The sequence below is a fragment of the Acinetobacter sp. RIT698 genome (assembly GCF_009668065.1).
Taxonomy (GTDB): domain Bacteria; phylum Pseudomonadota; class Gammaproteobacteria; order Pseudomonadales; family Moraxellaceae; genus Acinetobacter; species Acinetobacter guillouiae.
Genome location: NZ_WJYH01000061.1, coordinates 1 through 22,137, shown reverse-complemented (window position 1 = coordinate 22,137; position 22,137 = coordinate 1). Strand labels below are relative to the sequence as shown.

14 protein-coding genes and 1 pseudogene are annotated in these 22,137 nt (G+C 37.7%); 3 read left to right on the top strand and 12 right to left on the bottom strand.

Annotation, left to right across the window (positions count from 1 at the left end; all coding sequences use genetic code 11):
* The 6 genes from GJV03_RS19125 to GJV03_RS19100 form a co-directional block, all read right to left on the bottom strand.
* Window positions 1-3,389 (bottom strand): DUF4365 domain-containing protein (locus GJV03_RS19125; protein ID WP_154130851.1); only part of this gene is annotated, 3,389 nt, incomplete at its 3' end.
* 205 nt (window positions 3,390-3,594) lie between these two features.
* Entirely contained in the window at window positions 3,595-3,756 is a 162-nt protein-coding gene (locus GJV03_RS21840) for an XRE family transcriptional regulator (RefSeq protein WP_154130850.1), read from the bottom strand.
* A gap of 173 nt (window positions 3,757-3,929) precedes the next feature.
* Window positions 3,930-4,484, bottom strand: coding sequence for a TetR/AcrR family transcriptional regulator (locus GJV03_RS19115; RefSeq protein WP_154130849.1), 555 nt, complete (start codon window positions 4,482-4,484; stop codon window positions 3,930-3,932).
* Window positions 4,485-5,120: 636 nt separating this feature from the next.
* Window positions 5,121-5,612, bottom strand: coding sequence for a flavin reductase (locus GJV03_RS19110; RefSeq protein ID WP_004722874.1), 492 nt, complete (start codon window positions 5,610-5,612; stop codon window positions 5,121-5,123).
* A 195-nt stretch (window positions 5,613-5,807) separates the two neighbouring features.
* Window positions 5,808-6,836 (bottom strand): methionine synthase, encoded by a 1,029-nt coding sequence (locus tag GJV03_RS19105; protein ID WP_004819267.1) that lies wholly within the window; start codon window positions 6,834-6,836, stop codon window positions 5,808-5,810.
* A gap of 28 nt (window positions 6,837-6,864) precedes the next feature.
* Window positions 6,865-7,842 (bottom strand): DUF1852 domain-containing protein, encoded by a 978-nt coding sequence (locus GJV03_RS19100; RefSeq protein WP_034610135.1) that lies wholly within the window; start codon window positions 7,840-7,842, stop codon window positions 6,865-6,867.
* A 1,078-nt stretch (window positions 7,843-8,920) separates the two neighbouring features.
* Here GJV03_RS19100 and GJV03_RS19095 point away from each other — a divergent pair.
* The 3 genes and pseudogenes from GJV03_RS19095 to rluB all read left to right on the top strand — a co-directional run.
* Window positions 8,921-9,712: a ScpA family protein gene (locus GJV03_RS19095; RefSeq protein ID WP_154130848.1), complete on the top strand. Its 792-nt coding sequence runs from the start codon at window positions 8,921-8,923 to the stop codon at window positions 9,710-9,712.
* A complete protein-coding gene (scpB, locus tag GJV03_RS19090) occupies window positions 9,709-10,299 on the top strand; it encodes an SMC-Scp complex subunit ScpB (protein ID WP_004722881.1) in 591 nt (196 codons plus the stop codon). The genes GJV03_RS19095 and scpB overlap by 4 nt, the downstream gene beginning before the upstream one ends.
* A 41-nt stretch (window positions 10,300-10,340) precedes the next feature.
* A pseudogene (gene rluB, locus GJV03_RS19085) lies at window positions 10,341-11,186 on the top strand (23S rRNA pseudouridine(2605) synthase RluB); the annotation flags it as partial.
* A gap of 1,199 nt (window positions 11,187-12,385) precedes the next feature.
* On the opposite strand, the gene GJV03_RS19080 reads toward rluB, so the two are convergent.
* From GJV03_RS19080 to GJV03_RS19055, 6 genes are all read right to left on the bottom strand, one after another.
* Window positions 12,386-14,122: an ABC transporter ATP-binding protein gene (locus GJV03_RS19080; protein WP_154130847.1), complete on the bottom strand. Its 1,737-nt coding sequence runs from the start codon at window positions 14,120-14,122 to the stop codon at window positions 12,386-12,388.
* 11 nt (window positions 14,123-14,133) lie between these two features.
* Window positions 14,134-15,273: an ABC transporter permease gene (locus GJV03_RS19075; RefSeq protein WP_056515294.1), complete on the bottom strand. Its 1,140-nt coding sequence runs from the start codon at window positions 15,271-15,273 to the stop codon at window positions 14,134-14,136.
* 8 nt (window positions 15,274-15,281) lie between these two features.
* Window positions 15,282-16,220 (bottom strand): ABC transporter permease, encoded by a 939-nt coding sequence (locus GJV03_RS19070; protein WP_004722891.1) that lies wholly within the window; start codon window positions 16,218-16,220, stop codon window positions 15,282-15,284.
* 14 nt (window positions 16,221-16,234) lie between these two features.
* Window positions 16,235-18,244, bottom strand: coding sequence for a M3 family metallopeptidase (locus GJV03_RS19065; RefSeq protein WP_154130846.1), 2,010 nt, complete (start codon window positions 18,242-18,244; stop codon window positions 16,235-16,237).
* Between the two features lie 67 nt (window positions 18,245-18,311).
* Window positions 18,312-20,117 carry an ABC transporter substrate-binding protein gene (locus GJV03_RS19060; protein ID WP_154130852.1) on the bottom strand — a complete coding sequence of 602 codons (1,806 nt, stop codon included), beginning with the start codon at window positions 20,115-20,117 and terminating at the stop codon, window positions 18,312-18,314.
* A gap of 22 nt (window positions 20,118-20,139) precedes the next feature.
* A complete protein-coding gene (locus GJV03_RS19055) occupies window positions 20,140-21,930 on the bottom strand; it encodes an ABC transporter substrate-binding protein (protein WP_354666875.1) in 1,791 nt (596 codons plus the stop codon).
* Window positions 21,931-22,137 lie beyond the last annotated feature (207 nt).

The window sequence follows — 22,137 nt, the reverse complement described above, 5'->3', positions numbered from 1 at the left end:
TCGATAATTAATTTTTCAAAAATAGTCTTAAAAACAGTGTCCTCATAACTACTAACCTCTCTCTTTACTAAATAGTAATTAATTAATTGACCTAAAAAATCAGACCGAATATTCACCCCGACAACACCCATGCTAAAAAAATGCTCTACTCCCCTATAAAATTCATCTTCACTTAAAATATTTTTCTCATAAAGAAATTCCAATACATTAAAAATATTTCCAAAAGAAACATTTGGATTCTGTTGCTTCACTAACCATGTTAAATATAAATCATCAGTTAATAGCAAAATACTGTTATCATTCAAATCACAGTCGTACTTAAAATCCTTTTCCTCATCATCAATTAATTGTAATTTTTCTATATTATTCTGAATTGCTTTTAAAATAGTACCAGATATCTGATTATTAATAGATATTGGCTCATGAGTAGTAAGATTTATCTTTTTAAACACTGATTCTAGAATGGAAAATTTCGGTAATACTTTTAAAAGCCTATCCAACAAGTCCAAATCATTTAAAATTAATAAAGATGTTTCCTCAAAACAAATAATTTTTGAAATATCAATTAGCTCAAAGAATTTATCTTTTTCCATCTGAGGAGCATGTATAACCTTGAACTCTAATTCTTCATCTTTAGAATGCTTTGATAATATCCATGTTGTATAAACATCTCTTGTATTTTGTAAAAACTGTCCACGCATACAAAATGGTATAGGAAGTTCTCTACTTCTCAATTTTTGCTTATTACTCTCCCAAAGTTGTTCCTGCTCTGGAGTAACTCCTGTTAATTCCCTTAAAGAAGCTAATAAAGAATCAACCCCACCCTCTATATCTACATTTCCTCTCCTTAGAACTGTTGAGTTAGGAAAGGTTTCAAAATATTTATTACATCTTTCTTGATAATTCTTAATTTGTTCATCACTTTCAAAATGACCATATAACATACATAATTGCAAATAATCACCCTCTTGATCACAATTATTTTGATCTATAAAATCTCCATATTTTAAAATTGCGGTCTTTAACTTTTCCCCATATTCAGGTCTATTGATATAGATCGCAATAAGCCGTCTAACAATCAAAATTATATTTTCAATATGAGTAGAATTTACCAAGTTTTCTTCAAGAAATTCAATCACATTATCAATTAATCCGAGTGAAAGAGATAAAGAAATAAAAAAATCTTGTTCTTCTCTACCTATATCTTCTGACTTTATAACATTTTCAATAGTTCTATAAGCAATCCCAACTTTACCTTGATTTTGCAAAGCAGCGGCTTGAACTAACTTCCACCTAGAAATAGTTACGCCTTTAGCTATATTTTTTTCTGCCAATGATTCAGCTTCTTGCCATCGTTCTGTGGTAAAAAAGGCTTGTGCTAAATCTAAATATCTATTCCTGCTGAGCTCCCTTACACTTAAAACATGCTCAGCAAGCTCTATTATTTGGTTTGCAGTTTGTTCATTTTTAGGGTCTAAATATGTTAACAATTGTTCTGCAATTACGAATGGCTTATCTAGCTTCAAATAAGTTTGATATAAATCTTGGGCAAACTCCTTGCCCCGAGTCTTATCCAAATTTGATTCCGAAACAAACTTCTGGATAGCAATAAAAGCTTCTCCATTTGGTAATGATTTAACGATATTTTCATATCTTTCAACTAATGCTTTTTGGAAAGTTGCTTCAGCTATTTCAATACCAGTACAAAAAATTGCAGGTGTATTTTCTCTAGGAGAATCTAAAAGAATACTTTCATATAGTCCTATTAACTCTAAACATTGTTTCGATTTTCCTAGGTAATAATATGAGAGAATCTTAATACTACATTCATCAGTATCTAAAGTATCTAACTTATCAAGCAACTCAATTGTTTTTTTATATTCTTTGGAATTAAACAACACACGAAGATATGGTCTTATTATCTCTTTATGGTTAGGTCTTTCGAGTAAAATTTCTTCTATATATGAACCTAATTCTGAAAAATTGTTAAAGTATCCGTAAATCAAACAACTAATATCTATTAGCATTGTTACATCACTTGGATAGCCTAATTTTCTTGCAGAAATCCATGCTTTTTGTATTAAAACATAAGATAGTTTCATTTCTTCAATATTATAATTTGGATGCCCTGTGAATGGTAAAATTTCACCATGTATTCCTATCTGGTTTGAAGCCTTATGAAAATATCTACGAGCGGCTAACGCATTAAAATCATATTTTCTTCTTTCACCAACAAACTCAAATTCAATATTTTCCTCGATGATTTCATCAAGTTCTACATAAAGCTCACCGATAGTACATATCGTCATTTGAGCAGTGACTTCATTTGAATATTTTATTTTTAATAATTCTAAGCCCTCTTTAGCTCTTTTAAGTAAAGCAAGTGATTTTGCTTTAATGAAACATTTAGAGAAACTTTCATCATCTAATGTATTTACCAAATCCTCAAGTTCATTATTTGAAGGCATTGAGTCTAGTTTGAATTTAGATTGTAAATATGCTAATTGATAACGTTCTTTTTGATTCTTCTCATATGCCATCTTAAATTGAAGCTCTGCCTCATCATAAAAATCCTCATAAGACAATAGGTTACCTTTCTGATAGTAAAACTCAGCGACCTCATGAGCAGTGAAACTATCTGCTTTAACCTCTAATTGATCTAATACCTGTCTTGCATCTTTTATTCTGTTATTTGATAAAAAATCAGCACATGTTTTCAATTCAGTGGCCACTTCACCTGTAGGATTATCAATCCAAGGAGCTTCACTCTGTTTTTCTAGACTCTTCAAAAGAAGGGGTTTTTCAGCTATTGCATTTGTAAATAGCTCAATACTTTCTACTGATGTTTTATTTGGTATTTGAATCTTCTTTTTTAATTCTGCTACTGCAAATTTTTCTAAAATTCTATTTGAATAATATTCATAAACATCTAAAGAAGTATGCAAAACGTTATTTAAAGGAATTCTAATAGTAATAGTACTTTGAGTTTTTAACTTATGCTGATTTGTTGAAAACCATTCTTCTTCTAACCAAAAGTAATAAATTGGACAATTGGATAGATCCTCTTCATTTTCACTCAAATCAACCACAGCAACCATGACTAAAGGCTCTTGCTGATGATAATTATTTAGAGTCGATACATTAAAATCATATGAAATAAAAGTTTTGTCAGCACTATAAGATGGAACGGTAGTACCTTTTAATTGTAAGTAAAAAGTATATTTTACATAGTTTTCATTGGATTTTAATTGAATTGTATAATCAATACCGAAATCAGTATCACCAGCCAATGGAGTTTCAATCCACGATTTAGGCAATTTAATACCTAAGGCTCTTGCAGCCAAACGACCTATTTCTTGACTGCGCCCCTCTTTTGGTAGATTTTCCATATTTTGGAGCCCTATTCCAACTATTTAAATTTTCAACTAATAGAATAATATCAAAACAAGAACTTAATTAACCTTTAAGTCATGATAAAAGTAAAATTTTTTCTTATTTATAAACTTCATAAAGCCTTTATTAAATTTATGGCACAAAGTGACTTTTATTTTAGTGATTTAGAAAATTTGTTAGCTCTACTTCTAGAATTTGTAACTAATCCATTAATTCGATCACATCTAACCTTCTTTCCAAAATTTCAACTTTAAACACATAAGATTGAGCTTTATTCAAACGATGCGCAAGCTCAACCTGAGTCACATTTTCGGACTCAAGAAGTTCTAGGTATTGATACCTAGGGGCAAGTATTGAGTGCACGGCTTGATACCATAATTTTATTAAAAATAAAGCCGAGCAATACTAGAATTTAAATCATTTAATTTTTTGGGATAAACTCAAATCAAATAACGATAAAAGCTCAATTTAACTTTCAAAAAATGTCCCCATCAACCATAAATAATGATATATGTATATGGACCTACCAATCAACACTACCCCAACCCATCCAAAAAACACCCCACCAACCTCTCCCGATCATCCACACTGTTTTCACCCTGAAGCTGAACCATTGCCCCATCAATCACAAACAAGAACATATGTGCATCTTGTTTTGAGGCATTTGTATTGCTGGTTAAAAGCAGTTTATAAATTTCATCAATCAGCCAGTGTCGATACTCAACCACGATTTGATAAGCATTGGGATAGCGCTTTTCAATCTCAAAAATAGCCTTAAACGGTAGATGATAAAACCCTTCCTGATTGGCATGTAAAAAGAAAATATGCTTAAGCTTTTCATAAACAGTAAAGTCTTTCTTTTTATAAATCAGCGCAAATACTTCTTCTTTCAGCGCATCTTTTTGAAAGGTTAAACTCATTTCAATCAAACGCTCTTTAGAATAGAAGTATTTATAAAACGTGGCTTTGGGAATTCTGGCAGACTCAATAATACGGTTTACCCCAACATGATGAAATCCGTATAGGTTAAAGAGTCTTCGAGAGGTATCGAGTACCCTTAAAGCTCGAAATGAAATATCTAAATTTGACATATATTTTCCCTATAAATATTTTTTGTTTTAATGAGATAAAACCACTCTCGATCTTGTTATAAGCAAAGAAGCATCAAAGGCTTCAAAAGGTAACCAGAGTAGATCTCAAGTTTTATTGTTGATATTTTTTGAGGTATAACCAGCCAATGCCTAAAAGCCCAAAGGCTGTTAAACCGTGCTAAACACTAATCTGAAGGTGTACGAATAAAATACATGGCCAACTCCTGAACAATTCAAAATTCTGCCAATGTATAAAAATTATGGTGGCAGAACGAAAGAGGGTTGACAGACTGAACCTAAGAATCAGCACGCCCGAAGGCGTCCCCCTCCCGTCCTACCGCAACAAAAAGAGGGACGAACGAGTCTACATTAAAAAAACAAGTTTTTTCAATGCACTTAGGCAACGGTCTGTCAAAACCGACTGGCAATGTAGGCCAGCCAGCAAAGAATAATCGGAGATTTTTCGGGTGTCAATGTTGGATTTTGTGTAAAACATTAAAATTATTATTATTTTTCAAGCAATTAAATAATTGATTATGATTATATTAAACCAGCGTATTTGATCAATTCAACCGATCAACACGCCTTATTATTTTTAGCTCTGGCATAAGGCGTAAACCAAAAAGCAAACTGGCTTTAAGCAACTTCAGTCTGCCCAACATGATGATAAGAACGATTAAAATAAACCAAGCTTTGATCATGTTCACTTTGTTGAATTGCCACAATACGACAAATAAAAATCGTATGTGTTCCGACTTCTTGAATTTGCTCAATCTCGCAATCAAAATTCACCAAAGCATCATCTAAAACTGGTGCGCCAGTTTCTAATTCTGTCCAAACACCATGTTTAAATCGTTCTTCTGGGCTTAATTTAGACGAAAACGCTTTAGAAATATGCTGATGATGTGCGCTTAAAACATTTACAGTTAAAATTTTATTTTCAACAAAATGCACATGAGAACTCGCCGCTTTATTCATACAGACCAATAAAGTCGGAGGCGAATCCGTCACACTACATACGGCAGACGCAGTAAATCCGTAACGACCAGACAAACCTGTCGTGGTAATGACACTGACTGCACTGGTCAACAAAGACATTGCATTTCTAAAGTCTGTTGCTTCAATCATTTCATTGTTCCTAAATTGAACCGTACTTTTTTAGATTTAGCATTACCCTGCTATTCCGTCATGTAGGCACTTCATCTGGATGAGTTTCTCAGTAGAACTGATGTTCTCTAAATTGTGATCAAGGTTTCCAGTTGGGTCTTGGATATCCATTCACCCAAACAGGTCACCCTTTTTACACCACAATATCGTTGAATACTAGCGGCTAAGTTCTTTACGAACGATTTCTGCGCCAGCACTTAAGGCATTAAGTTTGCCTCTTGCAACTTCACGAGATAAAGGAGCCATACCACAGTTAGTCGATGGATAAAGCTTATCTGCATCTACAAACTGAAGTGCTTTTCGTAATGTGTTGGCAACTTCTTCTGCTGTCTCAATGGTATTGGTTGCCACATCAATAGCACCAACCATTACTTTCTTACCACGGATCAATTCGATTAAATCCATTGGTACACGAGAGTTTTGGCATTCTAAAGAAACGATATCAATTTTAGATTGTTGAAGTTTAGGGAACGCTTCTTCATATTGACGCCATTCTGAACCTAAAGTCTTTTTCCAATCTGTATTGGCTTTGATGCCGTAGCCATAGCAAATATGCACAGCAGTTTCACATTTAAGTCCTTCAAGTGCTCTTTCTAAAGTCGCAACACCCCAGTCGTTGACTTCATCAAAAAACACATTAAATGCAGGTTCATCAAATTGAATAATATCCACACCCGCAGCTTCTAACTCTTTGGCTTCTTCATTGAGGATTTTGGCAAATTCCCAAGCAAGTTTTTCACGACTTTTATAATGCGCATCATACAGCGTATCAATCATCGTCATTGGACCAGGCAACGCCCATTTAATCGGTTGATTGGTTTGTTGACGTAAAAACTTGGCATCATCAACAAAAACAGGCTTTTGACGAGATACCGCACCGACAACAGTTGGTACGCTTGCATCATAGCGATTACGAATGCGTACAGTCTCACGTTTCTCAAAATCAACACCGTTGAGATGTTCAATAAACGTGGTGACAAAGTGTTGGCGGGTTTGTTCGCCATCACTGACAATATCGATCCCAGCGTGTTGTTGCTCTTGCAGCGACAAGCGTAAAGCATCTTGTTTGCCTTCAATTAATTGCTCATCTTGTAATTTCCAAGGTGACCAAAGTTTTTCAGGCTCGGCAAGCCAAGAAGGTTTTGGTAGGCTGCCAGCAGTTGAAGTCGGTAATAATATTTTCATAATCAATAATCTTATCTATCTAGGTAAATTAAGCAACGTAATTTGCAGACCACTGCTCAAGGATATGTTTGTATGGCTTGATGAACTGCTCTTCAGTAAATTTGCCTTGCTTAATCGCCAACTGACCACGTTCTTCTCGGTCATACACAATACGAGTCAGTGAATAATCCTGATGTTTTAAACTTGGTTGGTAAGATTTACCTGCCACAGAATTCGCGTTGTAAATCTCAGGTCGGTAAATCTTCTGGAAAGTTTCCATGGTGCTGATAGTACCGATCAACTCAAGGTTAGTGTAATCACTCAACAAATCACCACGGAAGTAAAATGCCAAAGGCGCAACACTATTAGGCGGCATAAAATAACGAACCTGCAAACCCATTTTTCCGAAGTATTCATCTGTTAATGAGTATTCATCTTGCAGATATTCAACACCCAATACTGGATGCACATTTGCAGTACGGTGATACACCTTGCTACTTGAAACACTAAGACAAATCACAGGTGACTTTTTAAAGTTTTCTTTATACGCATTTGAATTTACAAATGCGTTGAAAATCTTCCCATGAAGCTCACCATAGTTTTCTGGCAGGCTAAATTGATCTTTATTTTTATTATGTTCTAACAGCAATACACTAAAATCATAATCACGCACATAAGAAGAAAAATTGTTGCCCACAATACCTTCAATACGTTGATTATTTTTGTGATCAACAATATTGGTTTTCAATATTTCAATCGTAGGGAAAGTCTCACCGTTGCCTTCGATATCAATATCAACTGAAATGATTTCTAGTTCAACAGAATAACGATCTGCTTCAGGATTATCCCAATGCGCTAAGGCATTAAACCGATTGTCAATCATCGTTAGGGTATTGCGCAAATTGTCATGGCGACTCTCACCTCTTGCTAAATTGGCAAAGTTGGTTGTGATACGCGTATTATTAGAGGGATGATAGTTTTCGTCGAAACTAATGCTCTTAATCGTAAATGTAAAATCTTTACTCATGATGATCTGATACCCTAATTTCTGAAATAAACCTGAATTTTTTTCATGCTCTTTCTGAACCATCCAATTTCTCTTTGGATCTATCCAGTCAATAGTATTTCCCGTATTTTCTGACTTGTACTTGGTCGCTCAATTCAGAATTAACGATAATCTTGTCTATCGTGAAGCGCTTGGTGTAATTTATACCGCAATCCGTACATGAATAAAAATGATATAATTTCACAAAAAAGTGAACCAAATTCATGTTTAGGGGTGAGCAACATGAATAAATGGATTGTGAGGCTTGGATGTTTGATCAAAACTCAATTGATGAGTAATCAAAAATGCTGTTAAAAGCGTATATAAACAAACTGATGTGATTGCTAATGTGTTGCGCCGTATTGTGTTGGTTGCTATTGGGCTTTTTTCTTGGCTTAGTGAATTAAGAAGAAATGAAGATCAAAAATATTATTTAGATTGACCATTTAAGTTTTTCCATTGTGGGACTGTTGGGTAAAAGTCACCTATTCAAAGATTTTAATAACTTAAAATCCACATATATTTGAAAACAAAATTATTTACTCATTCATCACTAATTTTTTTCATATTTATAGTCTTAAACGATTTCGCTGAGATGTTTATACACCATCCAGTTATATCCAAAATCAACTAAATAACATTGTAATATTTTGGGCAAAATTATAATTTTAAGCATGCAATAATAGAGTCAGTATCATTTTGCAAACAATAGATTGAAAGTAAAAAAATCTAACAATTCAAACTCACCCAACATATAAAGTTGATCCACTTCACATTATGCGATTAAAATATGGATAAATTTTTTCTTGAAAATATATAAAAATTTACAATAAAAATGAGTAGCTTAGTTGTTTTCAATCATCACAAAACGAAATATTCCCTATTTATTTTCAGGTTTTTTTATGGTTTTTATAATTAAACAATGTATTCCTCTTAACTTTTCCATTAAAATAAGCCAAATATCTTTTTGTAATTCGTCACCACCCTCTCCTATTGTACCTATTGAGTGGTAACACGAATAAAACATGCCTTTGAAAATTCGCGTGGCTAATAAACTGTAATGACTCAAGCAACTCAGCATCCTATGGAATCCATTTCCAACATCCGTGTATTGGATGAATGGCAAGAAGAAATTCCAGAGGATTTATATATTCCTCCTGCTGCATTCGAAATTCTGCTTGAACATTTCGAAGGACCACTCGACTTTTTAATTTATTTGATTCAAAAAAATGGTTTCGATCTTTTACAGTTAGATATTGCCCCGATTGCAACACAATACTTGTCTTATATGGACGGTATGAAATCGTTAAATATCGAGTTAACCGCTGACTATATGGTGATGGCAGCATTATTGGCAGATTTAAAATCTCGCTTGTTATTGCCAAAACCAAAAACTATTCATATTGAAAAAGATCCAAAACAGGAATTAATCGATCGCTTAGAGACCTATTTACGGATTAAAAAAGCAGCTGAACGTTTAGGCCAGATGCCTGTTTTAGACCGAGATACTTTTGCGACCCATGTTGCGATTGGTCATATTCCAAAAGTGTATGAAGGTTATGAGGTTGAGATGTTAAAAGATGCCTTGTATTGCATTTTTAACCGCCCTGAACCCATAACCCATAAGATTGAACAAGAACCTGTATTACTTGAAGAACGCATTGCTTATATCGAATATATGATTGAATCTGGAGAAGTTCTCAGTTTCCAAGAATTACTCAAGCCAAACCAAGGTCGAATGGGCATGGTGGTTACATTTATGGCAATCTTGGAGCTGACCCGTCAGCAAAAAGTCCAAATTATTTCTTCTGGTGTTGAGGCCCCGCTTGCAATTCAAGGAGCAACGGCATGACCATTGATCAAAATAATGCCTTTAATGTTGATGAATTACATCACGAAGTTCTGATGCAACTTGAAGCGATTATCTTTGCAAGTGATGCCCCTGTATCGCTTGCTCGCTTAAAAGAAGCATTTCAAAATCAGTATTCTAAACAACAGTTGCAACAGTATTTACAGCAATTGTCTGTGTTACAACATGGTCGTTCAATCGAACTTGTCGAAACAGCTCAAGGTTATCGTTTTCAAGTGCGGGCAAAATACCGCAACGTGATTGCGCAAGTTTGGCCAGATCGACCAACTCGATTATCGCCGTCACTGTTAGAAACAGTTGCAGTGATCGCTTATCATCAGCCAGTAACCCGTGCTGATATTGAGCAAATACGAGGGGTTACAAATAATAGTCAAATACTCAGGACTTTGTTTGATTGGAACTGGATTAAAGAATCTGGTTACCGAGAACTCCCAGGTAGACCCGCGTTGTTAGTGACAACGCCACAATTTTTAAATGCTTTTGGTCTAGTGTCTTTAGATCAATTGCCTCCCCTACAGGATGCCAAGGAAGCTTTTATGATTTTGGATGCGCAAGCTGCCAAGTCTTAAATAGGTGCACTGTTGATGATTATTTCTAAGGTTATGCTGTCATGAGTGAAAAATTGCAAAAGGTACTCGCACGAGTGGGTTTGGGCTCTCGCCGTTATATGGAAGAGGTCATTGCCGCTGGTCGTGTAAGTGTCAATGGGCAGGTTGCTCAAGTGGGCGAACGTATTGAACCAGGTGATGAGCTTCGCATCGATGGTCGTAAAGTTCAGTTCCAAATTGAAGACGAAATTCGTCGTCGTGTATTGATTTACTACAAACCTGAAGGTGAAATCTGTTCTCGTAATGATCCAGAATCTCGCCCGACTGTGTTTGATCACTTACCCCCGATTTCCAATGACCGTTGGGTGATGGTGGGTCGTCTAGATATCAACTCAACAGGTTTATTACTTTTTACAAATGATGGTGAACTTGCCAATCGTTTAATGCATCCCTCAAATGAAATCGAACGTGAATATGCAGTTCGAGTCATGGGTGAAGTAACGCCTCAACTCAAAAACAACATGACAAATGGCGTTGTTTTAGATGATGGTCCAGCAAAATTTGAATCTTTCTCTGAAATTGGTGGTGAAGGGATCAATCGCTGGTACCAAGTCGTTGTAAAAGAAGGTCGTAACCGTGAGGTTCGCCGTATTTTTGAATCACAAGGTCTAAAAGTAAGTCGCTTGCTCCGTACTCGTTACGGTACTGTGATTTTGCCTCGTGAACTTCGTACAGGTCGTTGGATGGAACTTGATAAAACTGATATCGATAATTTAACCAAAGCTGTTGAACTGAAACCACGTCAAGGCACAGGTTTATTTGGTATGGCAAAACGTCGTACTGAACGTATGCAAGACAAACCTATGGCTGCGCGCCGTGGTGGATTCCTGCGTCAACAACGTCGTGATAGTGAAGGTGAAGAAGCTCACAACCATCAAAATGATCGTCGTGATGCTCAGCCAAGTGCAAACCAATATGGTCAAAATCGCACTGAAAACCGTACTGACAATCGCAATGAACGCTCAGAAAACCGCTTTAATAAAGCACGTTCTGGTGGCAACAGCTACAACAATGACCGTGCGGACAACCGTGGTAATAGTTTTAATAGCAACCGTTCTGAAAACCGTTATGGCAATCAACAAAACCGTAATCGTTCAGAAGGCCGTTATAATCCAAACGAGCGTCTAGATCGTTCAGATCGCCAAGAACGTAGTGAACAACCTGAAAAGAAAAAACCGTTTGTTGTGACAAAAGGTTTTAAAAAGTTCTAAGTTCTGAATAGACTTAAAGAGCAAAAGCCACTATTTTTAAATAGTGGCTTTTTTTCGTTTAAACTATGCGCTACATCATGCATTAAGGTTTAAATATATTACTGTAGGCTATGCCTCAGCTTGTGCTGTAAACAAAACAGTGCAAAACCCTTTAACTAATATGATCTTAATATGGTAATAACAATATGAATAAAAAATACCTGATCCTCATTCCCTTATTTCTTATCTGGTTTATTGTGTCTATATCGATAGCATATCAAGGGCTGTTTTATTCAGAGTATCTGATCAATTTTCTTAGAAAGAAACCACAGGATTATGGTTATCCACTTTTTCAGGTTGTCATTTTATGCTCAATTTATGGCCTATGGATGTGGAGCTATGCCTATTTACTTTGCTCAGAAACAGCCATTCGCAGACCATTTCTTAGCTATACAGTCTGTTCAATCTTACCGATTGTTATTCCAGTCTATGGCGTAATAATACTGATTTACTCGTCACCTGATATAATCACTTTTATTCTAATCAGTTGTGCAACCAGCCTATTTCATTTTTTATTACTGCCTATTCTTATACCTATCTATCGCAAGTATATTTATCCTAAACAAAACGCATCAGTTTAATCGTTTTATATATCAATAAAAATACTCCTTACGCTACTACAACTGTAGCTCTCCCACTTAGAAAAAAGGGAGAGCTAGCTGAGACTAAATTAATTAACTTTAGTAAAACCCCCTCCTTTTTCAAAGGTGAGAAGTATCAACTTCGCAAAGAGCAAGATTTGAAATCCTTAACGGACTGACAGCAACTGAATCCAGCAGCTCTCACATAGCAAAAATCTAAATCACCTGCCTGGTTCCTTGTGGAATTGAACTCAGTAAGCGTTTGGTATAGTCATGTTGTGGTGACTGATACAACTCATCCGAATTGGCGATTTCAACGATATCACCGTGGTTCATCACCATAATTTGATCCGAAATATATTTCACCACAGACAAATCATGTGAGATAAAAATATAACTTAAGCCAAATTCATCTTGCAGATCTTGAAGCAAGTTCAAGACTTGTGCTTGAACCGATACATCGAGTGCCGAGACTGATTCATCGCAGATTAAAATTTCAGGTTTTAAAGTTAAACAGCGTGCTATTGCAATACGTTGACGTTGTCCCCCAGAAAACTCATGCGGATAACGATCAAAGGCTTGCGCAGGTAAGCTCACTCTTTCCAGTAATTCCAAAGCCATTTTTTTACGTTCAGTATCATTTGCGCCAATTTTATGAACTTGCATTGGCTCCATCAAAATTTGCCCCACGGTAAAACGCGGATTAAGTGAGGCATAGGGATTCTGAAAAATAATCTGAATCTTACGTTGATACTGGGCAAACTCTTTTTCAGACATTGCCAAAATATCTTTACCTTGAAATAACGCTTGACCGCCAGAAGCTTGTTGCAAACGCATCAACAATAAACCAATGGTGGTTTTACCTGAACCAGATTCCCCGACGAGCCCTAAAGTCTTACCTTTCGCCAATTGGAAAGATGCCCCTTTGACTGCCTGAAACTCATCTTTGCCAAATAGCCCTTTACGACTAAAAAATGATTTTTTTAAATCACGCACCTCTAAAATAATTTCTTCATCGCCAACAAAGCCTCGCTTGCGCTCCGCAAAATCCACCTCAGGCAAACTCACCGCCTCAGTCACAGGTGCGTCTTGAGCTTGCATAAAATCACTAATGACCGGTAAGCGATATGGACGATGCGAAAGTTGCGGGCGGCATAATAATAATGCTTTGGTATAGGCATCTTGTGGCTGTTCTAAAACAGCCTTTGCTAAACCTTGTTCACGAATTTCACCATGACGCATCACAATCACTTCATCGGCAATTTCACTCACCAATGCCAAGTCATGGGTAATAAACAACATCGACATTTGACGGCGCTTACGTAAAGCCTCCAACAAATCCAATATTTGTTTTTGGATGGTGACATCTAATGCAGTGGTCGGTTCATCAGCAATCAGTAATTTGGGTTCACAGGCAATTGCCATAGCAATCATGACCCGTTGCTGTTGACCACCAGACAGTTGACTGGGGTAAGCATCAATCTTGCTTTCAGGGGATGGAATCCCAACTTCAGTGAGTAATTCCAAAGTACGTTGTCGTGCTTGTTTACGCCCCATATTTAAATGAATACGCATAATTTCAGCAATTTGATCACCCACTGTAAACACAGGATTAAGTGACGACATCGGCTCCTGAAAAATCATAGCAATGTCTTTACCACACATTGCACGCATTTGTTTGCTGCTTAAACTGAGTAAGTCTTTACCTTCAAAAATAATTTTACTGTTTTCAGCAATACGAGATTGACCTTTGGGTAATAAACCCATGGTTGCCAATGAAGTTACGGATTTTCCACTGCCAGATTCACCAACCAAGGCCACAGTAGTATTGGCAGGAATCTGAAATGAAATACCTTTTACGGTTTCAATAAATTGCTTATTTTCACCCTTAAAACTCACACTCAGATTTTCAACACTGAGTAGTACAGGAGGTGTCGCTTGTTGTTCTGACATCTTTAAGCTCCTTATTTTAGTTTAGGGTCTAATGCATCACGTAATGCATCTGTAAACATTGAAAATGCGGTCACAAGCACGGCCATCGCTACTGAGGCTGCCACCAATTGCCACCATTTACCTAAAATCAGCTCACTTTGCGCTTCATTCAACATACTGCCCCATGACACCACCCCCACAGGTACACCAAAGCCCAAGAAGCTTAAAATCACTTCAGACTTAATAAATGCAACCACCAAGATCGACATCTGAACCAAAGCAATATGGCTTACATTAGGGAAAATATGCACGAACATCCGTCGGGTATTACTGACACCAATTGCTTTGGCTGCCAGTACATACTCGCGTGAATTATGTTTCATATATTCAGCACGAATTAAACGGAATACCCCAGTCCAACCCGTTAATCCAAGAATTAAAACAATGGAAAGAATGCCCTTTTGTTGCAGTACAGCGGCAATCGCCAACACCAACAATAGATAAGGTATCGAGGTAAAAATGTTATAAAACCAGTTTAGAACATCATCCACCCAACCACCAAAGTAACCAGCGATTGCCCCTAAGAATGTGCCGATTACCACGGCCAATAATGCCGAGATCAAGCCCACAATAATTGACGTTTCTGCACCTTTAATGGTTTTGAGTACAACATCCTGTCCCCATTTATCCGCACCGAAAGGCAAGGTTTGTTTGAGTTCACTTTGCTGATCAAGTAAATGCCCACCCAATTGCTGATCAATGGCTTTCATATCTTCTGCAAGCGGATCTTGAATACCGTAGTAGTCAATCGCGCCACCTGAAGCTTGTTCTGTTGCAATTTCAGTATTTAACTCTTTGATCACATCTTTTAAAGGATCAACAGGATTTTCAGGTAAGGCCTCTACAGTTGCGGCTTTCTTTGCAGAATCTTGTGTATTTTGATCTGCCCCGATAAATGTAGGTGGCGCATAACTCACGGCTACTTCTTTATTCCAATTTGATGCAATCACACCCGTCATGGAGAGTACCAATATAATGAAATAACACAGCAACACCAATAACGACAGCATAGCGATACGATCTGCTTTTAAACGTCGCATTGCCAATCGCCATAAACCGGGAGAAGTCTGTTGTTCTTGGGCGTCTACTTTTTTCGATAAAATTCCGAGCATCATCCCACCTACTTCAACTGTACGCGTGGATCAACCACTTTATATATCAAATCAGCGATCAGGTTAAAAATCATGGTCGCAGCGGCAACATAGACCGTGATTGCTTTAATCACTGGAAAGTCGCTTCGTTCTACTGCAATAATGACTTCTCGCCCAATCCCCGGAATACCAAAAAATCGCTCAATTAAAAATGCCCCAATCAACAATGCTGGCAGGCTCGACATCACGTCAGTAATAATCGGAATAGATGCATTACGCAGTACATGTACGCCTAAGATACGTCCCTCACCCACTCCTTTTGCCCGTGCAGTACGGACATAGTCCTGATTGACTTCATCCAAGACAAAGCTACGATATAGACGTAAAGTCGGTGCAATACTCACCACCAACATGATTAAGATTGGCAATAGTGCGTATTGCAATAGATTTTCACTGAGACTATCGCTCCAACCTTGTACAGGGAACCATCCCAGTTTATAGGCAAGACCGTACTGAAATACGATGATATAGACCAAAATACTGATCGACATCCCAATGGTACATAACAACATCACCATACGATCCGTCAATGAACCACGTACCGAAGCAACAGCCAAAGCCAGAATGATTGAAATCACGGTTTGTAAAATTGTCAGTGGAATAATGATGGTCAGCGATGGACCTAAACGGGTCAGGATAATGTTTGAAACTGATTCCCCGGTACTCCAGCTATTGCCATAATCAAAAGTCAGGATTTGCTTAATAAAAATCCACAATTGAACATAATATGGTTGATCTACCCCAAGTTGCTGACGAATATTTTCAATCTGTTCAGGGTTTGCCATTTTTCCAGCAAGGATATAAGCAGGATCTCCGCCCACCCAGTTAAATAGAAAGAAAATCAGCAATACGACTCCCAACATGGTGGGAATCATTTGCCATATACGGCGCGTGATATATGCCAGCATAGTTCTAATTCCTTTTAATCACGTTGACCGGTAATTTCTTGAAAGAATGCCTTGTTATCCGGTTCTCTGCCCAAGAAATCAACCACCAGCTGCTCTGCTTTCTTCTGTCCACCTTGTGACAAAATTGCTTTACGATAACGTGCTCCAACCTCTGGATTATTTAAGTTATCGCCAAAAGCAGAAAGCATGTCTAAGGCCATCACTTCTGACCACATATAGCCATAATAGCCAACTTGGTATCCGCCCATAATATGACCAAATTGTCCTGGGAATTCTGTGGTTGGTACATACCCTAAGGCGGTTTGGTTTTCGAGTTTTTTCCATACATCTAAAGGCTGGGTTTTTAAAGCATCTGCGGTATGCAATGCCATATCATATTGTGCGTATAAGGTTTGACGAGAATAGAACAAGCCACGACCGTAGTTTTTCACGGCTTTTAATTTACCAATCAATTCATCATCGACACGTGGACAGGCTGGTTTGCAATAATCGGCTAAAGTCGACAGCGTTTCTTTACGACGTGCCCATTCTTCATACATCTGTGACGGTGCTTCAACAAAATCTCGCTCGACTGAAGTACCAGATTGCGAGGCATAACGGGTGTTTGACAAAATTCCATGTAAGGCATGTCCAAACTCATGCACAAAGGTTTCCAGTTCATCACTGTTTAAACCTTTACGGTTAAAGTTGGTGACTAAGGCTGAAATCGGTTTACGCTGGGTCAGGGTACTGCCACCCTTAACGCCCCACACCGCTGCATGACCATACTTTCCTTCACGTGGAAATTTATCGATATATAAACCACCTAAAAGCTGACCTGTTTTCTGATCTGTGACATCGTAATATTCAACTTCATCTTGCCAGACATCAACTTTGGCAGGCTTAAATTCAATCCCATATAGATTTGATGAAATTGCAAATAACCAATCTTGTGATGCTTGGGTCGGGAAATATTCACGCATTTTTTCTTGGTCAATTTTGTACTTTTCTTGACGTAATTTTTCGCTCCAATAGCCCTCACTCCAACGGTTAATTTCCGCTTTTTCTACTGGAATATTTAAGGTCTTGGCTTTAAATTCACGCAGTGTTTGCACTTCTTTTTTCTCTAATGGCGCAACCGTACTATGTACCTCATTGAGGAATTTATTGACCGTTTCAGGATTCTTGGCCATACGGTTTTTCAATGCCCAATCGGCATAACTGGCTTTACCGAATAATTGTGCAAGTTCATGCCGTAAATCAATCGCTTGTTTAAGCAACACTAAATTCTTTTCAGTACCACGGCGGGTATAAGCAATTTGATAACGTTTACGCGCATCATCACTGTCTGCCAATTCCATAAAAGGACGGTATTCTGGGTAGTCAAAGCCCAATAGGTAATTGCCTTTTTCATTTTTCTTTAGATTGGCAATATAGCTTTCTGGTAAGCCTTTTAATTCGGCTGGGGTAAATTCTAATTTTTCAGGATTGTCTCGAATGTTGCGGGCATATTCTTGTTGAATCTTGGTCAACTCATCTAAAATCACTTTTAAACGTGCTTGTTTTTCTGCGGGAAGTTGTACCCCTGTATCTTCAAAACCATCTAAAATATCTTGGCGATATTTACGGTCAATCTCATCACTGGCTTTGGTTTTTTTAATTTGTTGATAAAGTTTCCCGTCTTGGTACACTTCAGTTTGGAACTGACTGATTTTAACTTCGCAATCTTCTGCGGCTTTACGTAAATCTGCGCTTGGGTCAACATTACTGGCTAAATTAATTGGCCCATAAAAATCTTCAAACTCTGCAAAAATTTGATCCCACTTTGCCAATACTGCTCCAGCAGGCGCATTATTTTTGAGTTTAACTTTGGCAAATTCAGCCAACTTGGTTTTAACGTCTGCAATTTTTGCATCACATTGGGCAGGGATATCTTTGGCCTGAAACTTGGGTAAAGTACTGCGTTCAGTTTCTGCAAAGGCCCATTGCCCCATACCCATTGACAACATACAGAGTGTGGTTAATTTAAATCGCTTCATTTTCATTTTCTCCAATCTTTCATTTATTCATTTTCAAATTTCAATCTGTTTATTTTTAAGCTTTTGATAGAGGTTATTTTTTCATATCAAAATACATCCATTCCGATGGAATAATCGGATGCTTTTTAAAGCCGATGACACGTGGTTGCGCCAAAGCATTGCGATAACGCGTCGATGCCATTTGTACCGGCATATACACTTCTAATATCCGCGCCATCTTATGATATAAAGCATCACGCTCAGGACCCGGTTTCAATTTTTGGGTTTGTTCATATAAGCGATCATATTCAGGAATTTTCATGCATGCACTATTGGTTGCATGGATATTCTTTCCATAAAACAGCTGCATAAAGTTATCGGCATCGGGATAGTCAGCAATCCAAGCTGATCCCTTAAACATGGTTTTGCATTGTTTTTCAGCTTTTAATCCTTCCGCAAAAGGCAAGGATTTGGTGGTCATTTTGACCTTGATATTGTCTAAAGTCTTTTTCCAAAATTCAGCACTTTGCTGACTACGTGTACTATTTCCATAAACAGTTAATTCGATCAGCAAGGGTTTGCCATTCGGCAAGGTACGCCAGCCATCGGCAGCAACCTTATAATGATAACGATCTAACAGTAAATTGGCCGCTTTGATAGAATAAGGAATACTGGTTTTATAATTTGGATCATGCCCAATCACCCCATAAGGGATGGGGAATTGTAAGCGCTGTGCATCACCCTTCATCAAAATCTTAATTTGATTATCGGGTGAAAAGGCCATGGCCATGGCACGGCGTAAAGCAATTTTTTCTTTACTTAAGCCACCAACAACAGGGTTTTGCATATTCCAGTAATAATAATCAATTGAAGGATCGGCAATACGGGAAAGTTGAATACCTTTTTTGGCAAGTTCGGGTTTAAGCTGACCGTCTTGGATGGCTTGAACACTGAGATCACCATCCAACACAAATAAATCAGTTTCATCTTTACTAAATGATAACCAGCGTGATTGTGATTCTTCCATCACTTGAATATCGACCACACCGATTTGCGGCATTTTTTTGCCTTTCATCGCATCCACAATTTTTTGATCTTCTGGCGTGGATGCTTTGAAATCCCAAACATAACCACGATAATCTGGATTGGCTTTCAGGATAATCCGTGAGCCAGGTGTCCATTTTGCCAAGACATAGGGACCTGTTCCCACAGGATGGGCCATGGCAAAGCCAGACCGATCTCGATAGTGTTCAATCACTTCTCGTGCCACTGCACCAGCTGGTTGATGTGCCAACAACATTGGGAAGTTTTGATCAACTTGTTTTAGTTTAATCACCAAGGTATAACGATCTGTGGCCTGAAGCCCTGCAACAGGCAGATCATAATTAAACTTGCCTGTTTTTTTAGCTTGCTCAAGCACTTTGTCCATGCCTAGAATTTTGTCATCAAACAACCAACTATTGGGGGAATGCAAACTTGGGTCTAACAACCGTTTATAAGAATAAACATAGTCTTGCGCGGTTAATTCACGGGCTTTGCCTTTAAATACAGGATCTTTGGCAAAATAAATTCCTTTTTGAATTTTAAAGGTATAGGTTAAACCATCAGCACTGACTTCAGGCAGGCTCACCGCGGTACGGGGTACTAATTTGGCGGGTGTTGCTAAATAATCGTAGGTATATAAGCCTTCAAATATTGAATTATGCACATGCGCAGAATAAAGATCTTGTGTGCCTGCTGGATCAAAACCCGTTTCTGCAACGGGGAAAACATAACGTAAAACTTTATTTGGATCCGCTGGGCTTTTGGCAAATACATTCATCGTGCCTGTCAGGAGCATACCGCCCAAGAATGCACTGACCCCAATCTGCTTTAACTTTTGCTTTAAATCATCCTTCATCATTTTATTCAACTTCATCTGGTTATTTTTTAACTGGCTGAACATCAAGGTATTGCCAAACGGTATTGATCATTGGATGTGCTTTATAGCCTTGAACTTGTGGTTGCAACAGCCAATTGCGAATACGGGTACTATGAATAATCCAAGGGTTATCTGCCTCTATCTGCCGACTGATTTTTTCATAAAATGGCGTTCGTTGTTGTGGCGGTAAAGTTAACGCTTGCTGATACAGTGCATCATAAGCTTTGGATTGATAGCAACTTAAATTTCCTTTGCCTGAGTTTGGACCATAAAGCAATTGGGCAAAATTTTCTCCTTCAGGAAAATCAGCAATCCATGCCCCACCCCAAATCATATGTTTACACTGCATGGCCTCTTTTAAATTATCGGCAAAATTACTGACCTTAAATTCAACACGCACCCCAATAGCATCTAAGTTTTTCTTCCATAACTCAGAATGAATGACTGAGCTTGAGCTATTTTCAGTATTATATTTCAGCGTAAACGGCTTCCCGCTGGGTAAAGTTCGATAACCATCTTTGCCTTTTTTATAACCAAATCGATCCAGTAATTTATTGGCCAATAACGGATTATAGGCAATACTACTTCTATATTGAGCATTGTGCCCTTGCACCCCATCTGGCACCAACATTTCAGCTCTAACCGCTTGACCTTTATAAAGTTGCTTAATCGCTTCCTGTTGGTTATATGCTAGTGTAATGGCTCGACGTAGTGCTATTTTGTCTAGACTATACCCCCCCACAATCGGATCTTTCATATTGAACATGGTATAGGTGATTTCAGGGTCTTTATTGGGAAAATGTTGAATGCCCTGTTGTTTAAGTTCTGCTTTTAATTGTGTACCGTTTAAAGCCTGTGGAACCGCATTTGAGGTTAATTTGTCAAAATCCAATTGGCCTGACTTAAACGCCAACCACCTTGACTGTTCTTCCTCAATAATACTCACGACAACCTTACCGACTTGAGGCATTTTTTTACCCGACATCTCTTTGACAAGTTGGTTATCCCATGCCGTTCCTGTCGATTTATAATTCCAAATAAAGCCACGATAGTCAGGATTTGCCACCAGCTCAATTTTACTGCGTGGTACGTATTTACTCAGCTGATAAGCGCCTGTACCTACAGGATGCTGCCCGATACGATCACCATAAAACTCAACAACTTCACGCGCTGTTCCGCTAAAAGTGACATAGGCCAAAATATAAGGAAAATTATAATCTGCACGGGTTAAGGTAAATTGTAGGGTGTATTTGTCTAAAGCTTTAAGCCCTGAAATGGGCGCATCATAATTAAACTTGCCTGTCTTTTTCGCATTGGCGACCACTTGCTCTAAGCCTTGGATTTTGCCATCAATAAAAGAATAGGTAGGCGAATGATTTTTCGGATCACTCACACGTTGAATCGAATAAATATAATCTTGGGCAGTCAATTCACGTCGTTTGCCTTTGAACGCAGGATCATCGGTAAAATAAATGCCAGGCTGAATTTTAAAAGTATAGACCTTGCCCTCTTGTTCTATTTTTGGCAATGCTTGTGCCGTATTGGGTACCAATACCACGGGACGAGCCAGATAATCATATTTGAGTAAGGGTTCAAATATCGCCTCTGCAATATTTCCACTGTAGAAATTATAGGTTTTCACCATATCAAAACCATCATCTGGTGCTTCAAAAGCCAAATTCAGGATTTTATTCGGTTGTGCAGGCGTTTTCGCAATCGCCATTTCCCCACAACCCATTGCACCGACCAACAACGCAAATTGTAAAAGCTTGGATTCCAAATTCACACCTATGTATTTTTATTCATCAAATTATTTAAACAGAATACTGGCAGCACCATCATCCTGTCGATTGCTGCTTTGGTGCCGAACCAGAACGTTAAATTAACAATAGTGAAAAATTGAACGATATAACAGTATTAAATACAAAGCGAATATCATGCCACTACACTTACCCCTTCTAAATTTTGTTTATTTTTACCGTAATAAAATTGCATTTAT